This window comes from Gordonia sihwensis NBRC 108236 (assembly GCF_000333035.1).
Classification (GTDB): Bacteria; Actinomycetota; Actinomycetes; order Mycobacteriales; family Mycobacteriaceae; genus Gordonia; species Gordonia sihwensis.
On sequence record NZ_BANU01000003.1, the window covers coordinates 32,813 to 45,783 of the forward strand.

Sequence of the window (12,971 nt, forward strand, 5' to 3'; positions counted from 1 at the left end):
GTGTCCAAAGCGCACATCCTGATCGGTGTGGGCGGCGGTATCGCCGCATACAAGGTGTGTTCGGTCATCCGGCACTACACCGAGGCGGGGCACGACGTCCGAGTGATGCCGACCAGGGCCGCCCTCAACTTCGTCGGGGCCGCCACCTTCGAGGCGCTGTCGGGCAACCCGGTCAGCACCGAGGTCTTCGACGACGTCGACGAGGTGGCGCATGTGGCGCTGGGACGCCGCGCCGACCTGGTGATCGTCGCGCCGGCGACGGCGGACCTGATGGCCCGCGCGGTCGCGGGTCGCGCCGACGACCTGCTGACCGCATCGCTGCTCACGGTGAGCTGTCCGGTGCTGTTCGTTCCGGCGATGCACACCGAGATGTGGGAGCATCCGGCTACCGTCGCCAATGTCGCGACCCTCCGGAGTCGCGGCGTGACGGTCATGACTCCGGCCGTGGGGCGTCTCACCGGCACCGACAGCGGTGCCGGGCGCATGCCCGAGCCCGCCGAGATCGCGGCGCTGGGGGATCTCCTGCTGACCCGCGCCGACGCTCTGCCCTACGACCTGTCGGGTGTGCGCATGGTGATCAGCGCCGGCGGCACCCGCGAGGCTCTCGACCCGGTGCGATACCTGGGCAACCACAGTTCCGGCAAACAGGGGTACGCCCTGGCCCGGGCGGCCTCGCAGCGCGGAGCCCGGGTGACGCTGGTCTCCGGCGCCACCTCGGATCCGGGTGAGCCGGCATCGGTCGAGATCGTTCACGTGGACTCCGCACGCGAGATGCAGTCGGAGATGACCACGCGGGCCGCGGATGCCGACGTGGTGATCATGGCGGCCGCCGTCGCCGACTTCCGGCCCACGGCGGTGGCCGGCGCCAAGATCAAGAAGGGCGACGACGGACCCTCTCCCATCCACTTGGACACCAACCCCGATATTCTCGCCGGCCTGGTCGCCGACCGTGCGCAGGGCCGGATTCCCCGGAGTACCGTGATCGTCGGATTCGCCGCAGAGACCGGTGACGCCGACGGCGGAGTCCTCGACCACGGCCGCGCCAAGCTCCGCAGAAAGGGCTGCGACCTGCTGGTCGTCAACGCCGTCGGCGGCGGCAAGGCGTTCGGCACCGAGGACAACACCGGCTGGCTGCTGACCGCGGACGGCCGCGAGACCGGACTGCCATTCGGCTCAAAAACTTTGATGGCGAGCAGAATCCTTGACGAAGTGGCCGCTCTCGTGCCAGATGGACAGGTGCCCTCGCGCGCCGGCACCGGCGAACGAGACGGCAACGAATTGACACACAACCCCGAGAGGAACCGATGAGCGCCTCAGCGTCCCGTCTATTCACGAGCGAATCCGTCACCGAGGGTCATCCGGACAAGATCTGTGACGCGATCAGCGACTCGATCCTGGACGCGATGCTCGCGAAGGATCCGAAGGCCAAGGTGGCCGTGGAGACCCTGGTCACCACCGGTCAGGTGCATGTCGCGGGCGAGGTCAGCACCACCGCCTACGTCGACATCCCGACCATCGTGCGCGAGAAGATCCTCGAGATCGGCTACGACTCGTCCACCAAGGGCTTCGACGGCACGTCGTGCGGCGTCAACATCGCGATCGGCGCGCAGTCGCCGGAGATCGCCCAGGGCCTGACCCACTCGCACGAGAAGCGCACCGGCACCCACGACGACGACATCGACCAGCAGGGTGCAGGCGACCAGGGCCTGATGTTCGGTTACGCCACCGACGAGACGCCCGAGCTGATGCCGCTGCCGATCGCGCTGGCCCACCGGCTCTCGCGCCGGCTGACCCAGGTCCGCAAGGACGGCGTCCTGCCGTACCTGCGTCCCGACGGCAAGACTCAGGTCACCATCGAGTACGCGGGCGACACCCCGGTCCGTCTCGACACCGTGGTGGTCTCCACGCAGCACGCCGCCGACATCGACATCGAGGGCATGCTCGCCCCCGACATCCGCAAGCACGTCCTCGAGCCGGTCTTCGCCGAACTCGACCTCCCGGTGAAGCTCGACACCTCCGACCCGCGTCTGCTGGTGAACCCCACCGGCAGCTTCGTGCTCGGCGGACCGATGGGCGACGCCGGTCTCACCGGCCGCAAGATCATCGTCGACACCTACGGCGGCATGGCGCGTCACGGCGGCGGTGCGTTCTCGGGCAAGGACCCGTCGAAGGTCGACCGCAGCGCCGCCTACGCGATGCGCTGGGTGGCGAAGAACGCCGTTGCGGCGGGCCTGGCCAGCCGCATCGAGGTCCAGGTGGCCTACGCCATCGGCAAGGCCGCGCCCGTCGGTCTGTTCGTCGAGACCTTCGACACCGAGAAGGTGGACCCCGGCACCATTCAGAAGGCGATCTCGCAGGTCTTCGACCTTCGTCCCGGGGCCATCATCCGCGATCTGGACCTGCTGCGGCCGATCTACGCACCGACCGCCGCGTACGGACACTTCGGCCGGACCGATGTGGATCTGCCGTGGGAGCGCACCGACCGCGTCGCCGCACTCCGCGAGGCCGCAGGCCTGTAAGAGTGCGCGAGGCTGCAGGTCGGGGAGCGGTCCGCCGCGGCGCGGTCTCAGGCGATCGCTAATCTCGACGTGTGACAGCCGAGACCGAGCGCGTGGCCGCGAAGCCTCCGCGCAATCAGCGGGTCGCCGCACCGCAGCGACCGGTGGCCCGTGTGCTGCCGATGCTCGGGCTGGCTCACCTGGACCGGCCCTTCGATTACCTCGTGGACGCCAAGACGGACGCGGACGCCCAGCCGGGCGTCCGCGTCCGTGTGCGTTTCGCCGGCCGGTTGGTGGACGGCTACCTCTTGGAACGGCTCGACCGCAGCGAACACGAGGGCGCGCTGTCGTGGCTCGATCGCGTCGTCTCGCCCGAACCCGTCCTCACCCCCGAACTGGCCGCGCTGTGCCGTGCGGTCGCCGACCGGTACGCGGGCACGATGGCCGACGTCCTGCGGCTGGCGATCCCGCCGCGGCACGCACGGGTGGAGAAGGAGGCGGCCAGTCACGACGTGGCGCGGCCGATCGCCGAGCCGGCCGCAGCCGGCTGGGACGTCTACGACTCGGGGCGGTCGTTCATCGAACAGGCGGTCGCCGGAGGGCATCCGCACGCCTGCTGGCAGGCGCTGCCCGGCGAGGACGTGGCCGCCCGGCTGGCCGAACTCGCGGCGTCGGTCGCGGCATCCGGGCGCGGGGTGGTGATCGTGGTGCCCGACCAGCGGGATCTCGATCGTCTCGAAGCGGCGTGCGAACCGCTGCTCGGCGACGCCTGCGTGACTCTCGCCGCGGGCCTCGGTCCCACCGCGAGGTACCGGCGCTGGCTGTCGGCGCTGCGCGGACGGGCACGGGTGGTGATCGGCACGCGCAGCGCCGTCTTCGCACCCGTCGTCGATCTCGGCCTGGTGGTGGTCTTCGACGACGGGGACGACAGTCTCGACGAGCCGCGGTCGCCCTATCCGCACCCGCGCGAGGTGGCCGTTCTCCGCGCCCACGGCAGCGGGGCGGCGCTGCTGATCGGCGGACACTCCCGCACCACCGACGCGCAGGCATTGGTGGAGTCGAGCTGGGCGTTCGACGTCGTCGCCCCGCGGGCCGCGGTCCGGGAGGCGATGCCGCGCGTCGACGGACTCTCCGACGAGGATCGCCGCGTGGCGGGCGATCCGATGGCGCGGACCGCGCGGATACCGGCGATCGCCTTCGACGCGGCCCGGCGAGCCCTCGCCGCCGACCAGGCGGTGCTGTTCAGCGTGCCTCGGCGCGGTTACCTGCCGTCGGTGGCGTGCGCCCGGTGCCGCGCGCACGCCCGGTGCCGAGCCTGCAACGGTCCGCTGCAGATGAGCGAACGCGGCGACCTCGCCTGCCGGTGGTGCGGACGACCGGAGAACCGCTTCGTCTGTCCGGTGTGCGCGGGCACCGCGGTGCGCGCGTTGATGATCGGGGATCGGCGCACCGCCGAAGAACTCGGACGCGCCTTCCGCGGCGTCCCGATCGTCACCTCCTCCGGCGACAAGATCGTGGACGAGGTGCCGGCCGGGCCGCGGGTGGTGATCGCCACGCCGGGCGCGGCGCCGCGCGCGCCGGGCGGCTACGGGGCCGCGGTGCTGCTCGACACCTGGGCGCAGCTGGACCGGGAGGATCTGCGTGCCGCCGAGGAGGCGGTCCGCGCCTGGATGGCGGTGGCGACGCTGGTGCGGCCCCGTGCCGAGGGCGGCCGCGTGGTGGTGGTTGCCGACGCGGCCGCGTTGCCGGTACAGGCGCTCATCCGGTGGGATCCGGTGGGATTCGCCACCGCCGAGCTGCGGCAACGGCTGGAGTTGAAGTTCCCGCCCGCGGTGACGATGGCGTCGGTGGACGGACCGCCCGCGGCCGTGTCGGCGTTCCTCGACCTGCTCACCATGCCGCCGGAGGCCGAGACGCTGGGGCCGGTGCCGCTGCCCGCGGGGGTGCGCCGTCCCGCCGGCCTGGACGAGTCGGGGCCGGTGGATCGCATGCTGTTGCGCACACCGCGCAGCGCCGGGCGGTCACTGGCCGAGGCACTGCGTAACGCCCAGGCGCTCCGGAACGCCCGGCATGACGACACCGCGGGCATCAGGGTCCAAGTCGATCCCCCTACGATTGGTTGACATGAGGCTGGTGTTCGCCGGCACGCCCGAGGTGGCGGTGCCGACCCTGCAGGAACTGCTCGATTCGCCCGACCACGAGGTGGTCGGCGTCATCACCAGACCGGACACCACGGCCGGCCGCGGACGCCGGATGATCCGGTCGGAGGTCGGGACGCTCGCCGACAGCCACGGGATCGAGGTCCTGACGCCCCGCCGGATGTCCGATCCGGAGGTGTCCCAGGCGCTGGTCCGGTGGAACGCCGACCTCGGGGTCGTCGTCGCATACGGCGGACTGATCCCGCAGAGCGTGCTGGACATGCTGCCTCGCGGCTGGGTGAACCTGCACTTCTCGGTACTGCCCGCGTGGCGGGGAGCCGCTCCGGTGCAGGCGGCCATCGCCGCGGGCGACGAGTTCACCGGGGCGAGCGTCTTCGCTCTCGAAGCCGGACTCGACACCGGACCCGTCTACGGCACGCTCACCGAGCGGATCCGCGACACCGACACCGCGGGCGATCTCCTCGAGCGGCTCTCGGTGTCGGGCTCGGGCCTGCTCCGCGCCGTCGTGGACGGGATCGCGGCGGGCGAACTGGCTCCGGTGCCCCAGGACGCCGAAGGCGTCTCGCACGCCGGGAAGATCACGACCGACGATGCGCGCGTGCGCTGGGACCTGCCGTCGCACATCATCGGGCGCACGGTGCGCGCCCACACCCCGGCACCGGGCGCGTGGACGATGCTCGGCGACGCACGTATCAAACTCGGCCCGGTGATCCCGGTCGACGGCGACGCCGATGTCCCGGGAGCTATGGAGTGCGGAGCGCTCGCGGTCACCAAGAAGGCGGTCTTTGTCGGCACGGCGTCCGGTGCGGTGCGGCTGACGACGGTGCAGGCGCCGGGAAAGAAATCGATGAACGCCGCCGACTGGGCACGTGGCAGCCGGCTCGACGGAACGGAGCACTTCGGATGAGCCCTGCGGAGCATCGGAGCGGCGATCGGCGCCCGGAGCGCAAGTACCGCGAGAAGGATCTCGACCCGGCACGCATCGTGGCGCGCGATGTGCTGCGGGCGGTGCGCGAACGCGACGCGTACGCGAATCTACTGCTGCCCAGACTGCTTCGCGAGCGGAGGATCACCGGCCGGGACGCCGCGCTGGCCACGGAGCTGACCTATGGTTCGGCTCGGTCTCTCGGCCTGCTCGACGCCGTGATCGCCGCCGCGGCGGGCCGCCCCGTCGACGAGATCGACGGAAGCCTGCTCGACGTACTGCGGCTGGGGACCTATCAGCTGTTGCGGACGCGGATCGGGTCGCACGCGGCGGTGTCGACCTCCGTCGACATCGCGCGCAGCGAGAACGGGATGGGACCGTCCGGATTCGTCAACGCGGTCCTGCGCAAGGTGAGTCAGCGCGACGAGCAGCTCTGGATCGAGGAACTCGCGCCGTCGATGATGGACGATCGCATCGGCAACCTGTCGTTCACGTATGCGCATCCGCGGTGGATCGGCGAGGTCTTCCACCGGGCGCTCGGCGGGTCGACGGGTGAGCTGCAGGCGGCGCTCGCCGCCGACGACGAGCGGCCGATCGTGCATCTCGTCGCACGGCCGGGACAGATCACCGCCGAGGAACTCGCGTTGATCAGCGGCGGCGACGAGGGACGCTATTCGCCGTACTGCGTGTACCTGCCCGAGGGCGGTGATCCGGGCGAGCTCGACGCGGTGCGGGAGGGCTTCGCCGGAGTCCAGGACGAGGGGAGCCAGCTGGTCGCGGTCGCGCTGGCACGTGCCGACGTCGGCGACGACGGCGGCCGGTGGCTCGACCTCTGCGCCGGTCCGGGCGGCAAGGCCGCGCTGCTGGGGTCGCTCGCCGAGGTGTCGGGCGCTCATCTGGACGCCGTCGAGATCTCTGCGCATCGTGCCGAGCTGATCGAGAAGGTGGTCGACTCGCTGCCGGTGACCGTTCACGTCGCCGACGGCCGGTCATCGGGACTGGAGCCGGGCTTCGACCGGATTCTGGTGGACGCCCCCTGTTCGGGACTGGGGTCGCTGCGACGGCGCCCGGAGGCCCGCTGGCGTCGGCGGCCCGAAGACCTCCCGGAGCTGGTGACCCTGCAGAGGGAGCTGCTCGCCGAAGCCCTGCATCTGGTGAAGCCGGGCGGTGTGGTCGTGTACTCGACGTGCTCGCCGCATCCGGCCGAGACCGTCGAGGTGGTCGACACGGTGCTCACGGAGGTGGCCGGGGTGAGCCGCCTCGACGCTCGCCCGCTGGTCGCGGGCGATGTCTTCGATCCGGAGTCGCTGGGAGACGGGCCGTACGTTCAGCTCTGGCCGCACCGCCACGACACCGACGCCATGTTCCTGGCCGCACTGCGGAAGGACTGACGCGCTGCCGCGAGAGCGCCGGCCGCGTTCTCGTAGAATCAGCGCCATGTGCAACCCCGGCCGCCCGGCACCGATGATCGCCCCGTCCATCCTGTCCGCCGACTTCGCCAATCTCGCCGCGGAGATCGCGGCGGTCGGCCCGTCCGACGTCGATCCCGGCGTCGACTGGGTTCACGTCGACGTGATGGACAACCATTTCGTGCCGAATCTGACGCTCGGCCTGCCGGTGGTCGAGAGCCTGCTCAAGGCCACCGACATTCCGCTCGACTGCCACCTGATGATCGAGGACCCGGGCCGCTGGGCGCCGCCGTACGCGGAGGCCGGCGCCTACAACGTGACCTTCCACGCCGAGGCCGCCGACGATCCGTCGGCCGTGGCCCGCGACATCCGCGCGGCCGGAGGCAAGGCCGGCCTGGCCATCAAGCCCGGCACGCCGCTGGAGCCGTACCTGGAGATCCTGCGGGACTTCGACACGCTGTTGGTGATGAGCGTGGAGCCGGGCTTCGGTGGGCAGAAGTTCATGCCCGAGGTGCTCGACAAAGTCCGCACCATCCGGAGCCGGGTCGACAGCGGCGACCTGCGCCTGCTGATCGAGATCGACGGCGGGATCAGCGATTCCACCATCGAGCAGGCCGCCGAGGCCGGGGTGGACTGCTTCGTCGCGGGGTCGGCCGTGTACGGCGGCGACGATCCCGCCGCCCGCGTGGCGCAGTTGCGCCGCAAAGCCACCCTCGTCCGCGACGGTCGGTAGCGCGGTGGTCGATGCGGCCACCGTCGCCGCCGCGATGCGGCGTGCGATCGCCGAGTCTGCGGACTCGCAGGGACTCAGCTCACCGAATCCGCCCGTCGGCGCGGTGATCCTCGACGAGCTCGGCGAGGTGGCGGGAGTGGGCCGGACCCAGCCGCCGGGCGGACCGCACGCCGAAGTGATGGCCCTGCGCGAGGCGGGGGACCGGGCGCGGGGCGGCACGGCCGTCGTGACCCTCGAACCCTGCGATCACACCGGTCGCACCGGCCCGTGCTCGCAGGCGCTGCTCGCCGCCGGCGTCTCGGCGGTGCACTTCGCCGTCGGCGATCCCAATCCGGCGGCGGCGGGCGGCGCCGCCACGCTCCGGGCCGCGGGCGTCGACGTCCATGAGTCGGTGCTCGAGCACGAGGCTCGCCGAGGTCCGCTGCGGCAGTGGCTCTTCCAGCGTGAGCGGGGGCGTCCGTTCGTCACGGCGAAGATCGCGGCGACTCTCGACGGCCGCGTCGCGGCACCCGACGGCACCAGCCAGTGGATCACCGGCGCCGCCGCACGCGAGCATGCGCATGCGCAGCGCGCGCGGATCGACGCCATCGTGGTCGGGACCGGAACGGTGATCGCCGACGACCCGGCGCTCACCGCCCGGCGGCCGGACGGGACGCTGTACAGCCACCAGCCCACCCGCGTCGTCCTCGGGCTGCGCGACGTGCCCCCGACGGCACGGGTGCGCAGTGGACCGTCCCCGCTGCTGCACGTCGCGAGCCGTGACCCGCGCGAGGTGGTGGCCGCGCTGCCGGACGCACTGCACGTCCTGGTGGAGGGGGGCCCGGCGATCATCGGAGCGTTCCTCGCAGCAGGTCTCGTCGACGAACTGCACTGCTACCTGACACCCACTGTGCTGGGAGCGGGCCGCGCAGCGGTGGACGACGGCACGGTCGGAACACTCGCGGATGCGCACCGCTTCATCCGGACCGGCACGCGTGGACTCGGCGACGACCTGCTGGTCACCCTCGAGCGCCGCGACTGAGCACAGGCCGGCGTTTCGCGCACTGCGCGCTTAACGGTGCGAGGCCCTCTGACGTGCCCGGACCCGGTGTACGGGAGAGCGGGTACGCGGCTGGGCCCGGCTGCGTGCTAATTTCAATATTGAGTTCTCGGGGCGGGGTGAAATTCCCCACCGGCGGTGATGCCCTCCAAGGGATGAGCCCGCGAGCGCCCTCGCGACAGCGAGGGGACGAGCAGACTCCGGTGCGATTCCGGGGCCGACGGTCAGAGTCCGGATACGAGAGAATGGCAGTGCGGCGCCGTGCCGCGATCTGTCTCTCCCGAGCACACCTGGCAAAGGAGAGACGGTGTTCACGGGAATCGTGGAGGAACGCGGCGAAATCACCGCTCGCGACGACCTCACTGAGGCCGCGCGTTTTCGTATTCGTGGGCCGCTGGTCACCAGCGATGCCTCATTCGGAGATTCGATCGCCGTCAACGGCGTCTGTCTCACAGTCACCGAGCTGACCGACGACGAGTTCACCGTCGACGTGATGGCCGAGACGCTGCGGCGCAGTTCACTCGACCGCCTGGGTCCGGGCGCGAGCGTCAACCTCGAACGCGCGATGGCCGCGGGCGGCCGTTTCGGCGGGCACATCGTTCAGGGACACGTCGACGGGGTCGGCGTCATCGTCTCGGTGTCGCCGAGCGAGAACTGGACCGTGGTACGGATCGGCATTCCCGAGCAGCTCGCACGCTACATCGTCGAGAAGGGGTCGATCACCGTCGACGGCATCTCGTTGACGGTCTCGTCCGTCGGTGTCGACCGGGAATACGGGGACTGGTTCGAGGTGTCGTTGATTCCGACGACTCTGAGTGAGACGAACCTCTCCGGCGCCCGAGCCGGGGTGCGCGTGAACTTGGAAGTCGATGTCATCGCGAAGTACGTCGAGCGTCTCACCGGCGCCGGCCGGCTCGCGACCAGTGGTGTGGAAGGCAGTGAGCCGAATGAGTGAGATCGGGACCGGCGGGGTGCGCGAGAGCGCCGAGGGCAGCGGGTCGACAGTCGGCGGTGAGACGGGACGCGTGGTCCTCGACAGCGTGGAGCGCGCCATCGCCGACATCGCCGCGGGCAAGGCCGTCGTGGTCGTGGACGACGAGGACCGCGAGAACGAGGGCGACCTCATCTTCGCCGCCGAGAAGGCGACTCCGGAGCTGGTGGCGTTCATGGTGCGTTATACGTCGGGCTACCTGTGCGTGCCCCTCGCGGGCGACGACTGCGACCGGCTCGGGCTGCCGCCGATGTACTCGGTGAACCAGGACAAGCACGGCACCGCGTACACCGTCACCGTCGACGCCCGCGAAGGCATCGGGACCGGCATCAGCGCGGCCGACCGGGCGACCACCATGCGCAAGCTGGCCGACCCGACGTCGGACGCCCACGACTTCACCCGTCCCGGGCACGTGGTGCCGTTGCGCGCCAAAGAGGGCGGCGTGCTCCGCCGCCCGGGCCACACCGAGGCGGCCGTCGATCTGGCCACCGCCGCGGGTCTGGCGCCCGCGGGCGTGATCTGCGAGATCGTCAGCCAGAAGGATCCGGGACACATGGCCCGCACCGACGAGCTCCGGGTCTTCGCCGATGAGCACGAACTGGCCCTGATCTCGATCGCCGACCTGATCTCGTGGCGCAGGCATCACGAGAAGCACGTCGAGAAGGTCGCCGACGCGCGCATTCCCACCGAGTACGGGACCTTCCGCGCCGTCGGGTACCAGAGCCCCTACGACGACGCCGAGCACATCGCGCTGGTGATGGGCGACATCGCCGAGAACGGCGAGGACGTCCTGGTGCGCGTGCACTCCGAGTGCCTCACCGGCGACGTCTTCGGCTCACTGCGGTGCGACTGCGGGCCGCAGCTGCAGGCGGCCATGGAGATGGTGGGCCGCGAGGGCCGCGGCGTGGTGCTGTACATGCGCGGGCACGAGGGCCGCGGCATCGGTCTGATGCACAAGCTGCAGGCGTACCAGCTGCAGGACAGCGGTGCCGACACCGTCGATGCGAATCTGGAACTCGGTCTGCCCGCCGACGCCCGCGACTACGGTCTCGGCGCGCAGATTCTGGTAGACCTGGGCGTGCGATCGATGCGCCTGCTGACCAACAACCCGGCCAAGCGCGTCGGCCTCGACGGGTACGGGCTGGAGATCGTGGACCGCGTGCCGATGCCGGTGCGCGCGAACGCCGAGAACCTGCGCTACCTGCGTACCAAGCGCGACCGCATGGGCCATGTGCTCGACGGTCTGGACGACATCCTGCCCGAGGCGGCAGAGGGAACTGGAGAAGGTGCATGAGCGGCGTCGGTGAACCCACCCTCGATCTCGCGGACGCGAGCGGACTGAAGGTCGCGATCGTCGCCTCGCAGTGGCATGAGACGATCTGCACCGCGCTGCTGGAAGGCGCACTGCGCGCCGCGGCGGCCAACGGCGTCACCGAGCCGACGGTGGTGCAGGTCGCCGGTGCCATCGAGCTGCCGGTGATCGTTCAGGCGCTCGCGCGCACCCACGACGCGGTCGTCGCGCTCGGCGTCGTCATCAAGGGCGAGACCCCGCACTTCGAGTACGTCTGCGACGCGGTCACCGCGGGCCTCACGCGTGTCTCGCTCGACGAGTCGACACCGGTGGGCAACGGTGTCCTGACCACTTTGAACGAGGCGCAGGCCCTCAATCGCGCGGGCCTGCCGGATTCGGCCGAGGACAAGGGCGCGCAGGCGATGACCGCGGCCCTGGCCTCCGCGCTCATCCTCCGGGGACTGGAATGACCGACGCCGCGACCGACGACACGTGGGAGTACGTCTACCGGCCGCGGTGGATGCGGATCGCCGCGTGGGTGGCGGTCGCGGTGGTGATGATCATCCACCTGACCTTCGGGCTGCTCCTGGACATCTCATACACGGGCGTCAACGTCGGATGGTCGGACAAGGTGGCGTTGATCGGCGTCGGCGTCGTGATCAGCGGCGCGATCCTCTTCCTGACCCGCGCGCGGCTGCGGCTCGGGCCCGAGGGCGTCGGAGTTCTCAACCTCGTCTCCGAGCGGGTATTCCCGTGGGATCAGGTGCTCGGCCTGGAGTACCCGGAGAAGGGGTTCTGTGCGCGGTTGCTGTTCCCCGGCGACGAGCACATCCCGGTGATGGCCGTGCAGGCGCGCGACGGCGACCTCGCGGTGGACGCGATGGAGCGCTATCGCGAGTTCCAGACTCGATACGGGGTGGCACAGAACGCCGAGTGAGCCGGAAGCCGGAGCGCGCGGCCGTCCGACATCGTCGTCGCCTCATGCGGCGACCGCGATCTGCGCGGGCAGACCGATCTCGGCGGCTCGCGCCCGTATCGATTCCACGACCGTGTCCGGCGTGGTCCGGGACACCGTGAGATAGACCGCCGCCGCGGGTTCGGGCCGCTGCGAGGTGGCCCGGCAGTGCACGGGGGAGGTGCCGGCCGGCAGCAGTGCGAGCAGGTCCCGGTACCGCCCGAGATCGGCCGGCGTGTCTCCGGCGTCCCACTGCAACACGCAGTCCGAACCGGTCACCGAGAGTTCGCGAATGCCCCCGGAATCGTCGGCGATGAACCGGTCGAGGCTCTCCGCCAGCGGGTACGCGTCCCGCGACGACTCGGCGGCGATCGCCGTGCGCCAGGCGCGCACCGCAGTGACCCCGGGGTTCGACGCGGTGAACTGCCGGGTCCGCCGGACCCAGTCCAGATACCTCGCCGGATCGCCGAGGCGCGGGTTGTCGGAACCGGGTACCAGGTAGATCTCGGCCGCGACGGGTCCGCCGGAGGAGTCGCGTGCCGAGAACTCGACGCGGATGCGGTGCTCGTCGATGACGGCGCCGCCGCGGTGGGCGGCGAGCTCACGCGCCGCGCGCGCGACGTCCTCGTCCGGCAGTCCGGCGCGCAGTGAGACGACGGTGTCCACCGAACCGCGGCTCAGGACCGCATTGTTGGGGTGCACGCGAAACGAGGTCACGTCGGACCGGCCGCGCAGATAGGTGGTGTAGTCCTCGGCGAAGGAGTCGGCGGAGTCGGTGGCGCAGGCCCCGAGAGCCACCGCGCTCATCAGCGCGCCGGCGAGCGCGAACGCCGCCGGCCGCCGGTGTCTGCGGTGCCGACCGGTCATGCGACAAGGCTAGGCGCGGCGGGCGTCTCGCCGCAGCGGTACCACCGCGCGGTGTCGTGACCGCGTCCGGGCCGAACCCGTGTCACCGGCGGCGACTAACCTGG

12 protein-coding genes and 1 riboswitch are annotated in these 12,971 nt (G+C 71.1%); of the genes, 11 read left to right on the forward strand and 1 reads right to left on the reverse strand.

The features are described from left to right. From coaBC to GSI01S_RS02725, 11 genes are all read left to right on the forward strand, one after another. Positions 1-1,308 (forward strand): bifunctional phosphopantothenoylcysteine decarboxylase/phosphopantothenate--cysteine ligase CoaBC, encoded by a 1,308-nt coding sequence (gene coaBC, locus GSI01S_RS02675; protein WP_006894815.1) that lies wholly within the window; start codon positions 1-3, stop codon positions 1,306-1,308. Further along, complete coding sequence (metK, locus tag GSI01S_RS02680; RefSeq protein WP_006894816.1) at positions 1,305-2,519, forward strand: methionine adenosyltransferase; 1,215 nt, start codon at positions 1,305-1,307, stop codon at positions 2,517-2,519. The genes coaBC and metK overlap by 4 nt, the downstream gene beginning before the upstream one ends. Before the next feature lie 71 nt (positions 2,520-2,590). After that, entirely contained in the window at positions 2,591-4,621 is a 2,031-nt protein-coding gene (locus GSI01S_RS02685; RefSeq protein ID WP_006894817.1) for a primosomal protein N', read from the forward strand. A gap of 1 nt (position 4,622) precedes the next feature. Then, a complete protein-coding gene (fmt, locus tag GSI01S_RS02690; RefSeq protein WP_006894818.1) occupies positions 4,623-5,564 on the forward strand; it encodes a methionyl-tRNA formyltransferase in 942 nt (313 codons plus the stop codon). Next, a complete protein-coding gene (locus GSI01S_RS02695) occupies positions 5,561-6,973 on the forward strand; it encodes an RsmB/NOP family class I SAM-dependent RNA methyltransferase (RefSeq protein ID WP_006894819.1) in 1,413 nt (470 codons plus the stop codon). Before fmt ends, GSI01S_RS02695 begins: the two co-directional genes overlap by 4 nt. A 46-nt stretch (positions 6,974-7,019) precedes the next feature. Further along, complete coding sequence (gene rpe / locus GSI01S_RS02700) at positions 7,020-7,724, forward strand: ribulose-phosphate 3-epimerase (RefSeq protein ID WP_006894820.1); 705 nt, start codon at positions 7,020-7,022, stop codon at positions 7,722-7,724. 34 nt (positions 7,725-7,758) lie between these two features. Beyond that, on the forward strand, positions 7,759-8,745 hold the full coding sequence (gene ribD, locus GSI01S_RS02705) for a bifunctional diaminohydroxyphosphoribosylaminopyrimidine deaminase/5-amino-6-(5-phosphoribosylamino)uracil reductase RibD (RefSeq protein WP_039866787.1): 987 nt from the start codon (positions 7,759-7,761) through the stop codon (positions 8,743-8,745). A gap of 119 nt (positions 8,746-8,864) precedes the next feature. Beyond that, positions 8,865-9,014, forward strand: a riboswitch (FMN riboswitch). 56 nt (positions 9,015-9,070) lie between these two features. Further along, positions 9,071-9,718, forward strand: coding sequence for a riboflavin synthase (locus GSI01S_RS02710; protein WP_006894822.1), 648 nt, complete (start codon positions 9,071-9,073; stop codon positions 9,716-9,718). Then, positions 9,711-11,048: a bifunctional 3,4-dihydroxy-2-butanone-4-phosphate synthase/GTP cyclohydrolase II gene (locus GSI01S_RS02715; protein ID WP_006894823.1), complete on the forward strand. Its 1,338-nt coding sequence runs from the start codon at positions 9,711-9,713 to the stop codon at positions 11,046-11,048. Before GSI01S_RS02710 ends, GSI01S_RS02715 begins: the two co-directional genes overlap by 8 nt. Beyond that, positions 11,045-11,515, forward strand: coding sequence for a 6,7-dimethyl-8-ribityllumazine synthase (gene ribH / locus GSI01S_RS02720; RefSeq protein ID WP_006894824.1), 471 nt, complete (start codon positions 11,045-11,047; stop codon positions 11,513-11,515). Before GSI01S_RS02715 ends, ribH begins: the two co-directional genes overlap by 4 nt. Then, on the forward strand, positions 11,512-11,982 hold the full coding sequence (locus tag GSI01S_RS02725) for a PH domain-containing protein (RefSeq protein ID WP_006894825.1): 471 nt from the start codon (positions 11,512-11,514) through the stop codon (positions 11,980-11,982). Before ribH ends, GSI01S_RS02725 begins: the two co-directional genes overlap by 4 nt. A gap of 42 nt (positions 11,983-12,024) precedes the next feature. On the opposite strand, the gene GSI01S_RS02730 is transcribed toward GSI01S_RS02725, so the two are convergent. Next, complete coding sequence (locus GSI01S_RS02730; RefSeq protein ID WP_006894829.1) at positions 12,025-12,867, reverse strand: hypothetical protein; 843 nt, start codon at positions 12,865-12,867, stop codon at positions 12,025-12,027. Positions 12,868-12,971 lie beyond the last annotated feature (104 nt).

What these genes read in the sequence shown, in the direction of transcription:
- rpe (WP_006894820.1), top strand. Translation starts at nt 7,020, where the DNA reads ATGTGCAACCCCGGCCGCCCGGCACCGATGATCGCCCCGTCCATCCTG.
- ribD (WP_039866787.1), top strand. Translation starts at nt 7,759, where the DNA reads ATGCGGCGTGCGATCGCCGAGTCTGCGGACTCGCAGGGACTCAGCTCA.
- GSI01S_RS02715 (WP_006894823.1), top strand. Translation starts at nt 9,711, where the DNA reads ATGAGTGAGATCGGGACCGGCGGGGTGCGCGAGAGCGCCGAGGGCAGC.
- GSI01S_RS02725 (WP_006894825.1), top strand. Translation starts at nt 11,512, where the DNA reads ATGACCGACGCCGCGACCGACGACACGTGGGAGTACGTCTACCGGCCG.
- metK (WP_006894816.1), top strand. Translation starts at nt 1,305, where the DNA reads ATGAGCGCCTCAGCGTCCCGTCTATTCACGAGCGAATCCGTCACCGAG.
- ribH (WP_006894824.1), top strand. Translation starts at nt 11,045, where the DNA reads ATGAGCGGCGTCGGTGAACCCACCCTCGATCTCGCGGACGCGAGCGGA.
- fmt (WP_006894818.1), top strand. Translation starts at nt 4,623, where the DNA reads ATGAGGCTGGTGTTCGCCGGCACGCCCGAGGTGGCGGTGCCGACCCTG.
- GSI01S_RS02695 (WP_006894819.1), top strand. Translation starts at nt 5,561, where the DNA reads ATGAGCCCTGCGGAGCATCGGAGCGGCGATCGGCGCCCGGAGCGCAAG.
- GSI01S_RS02730 (WP_006894829.1), bottom strand. Translation starts at nt 12,867, where the DNA reads ATGACCGGTCGGCACCGCAGACACCGGCGGCCGGCGGCGTTCGCGCTC.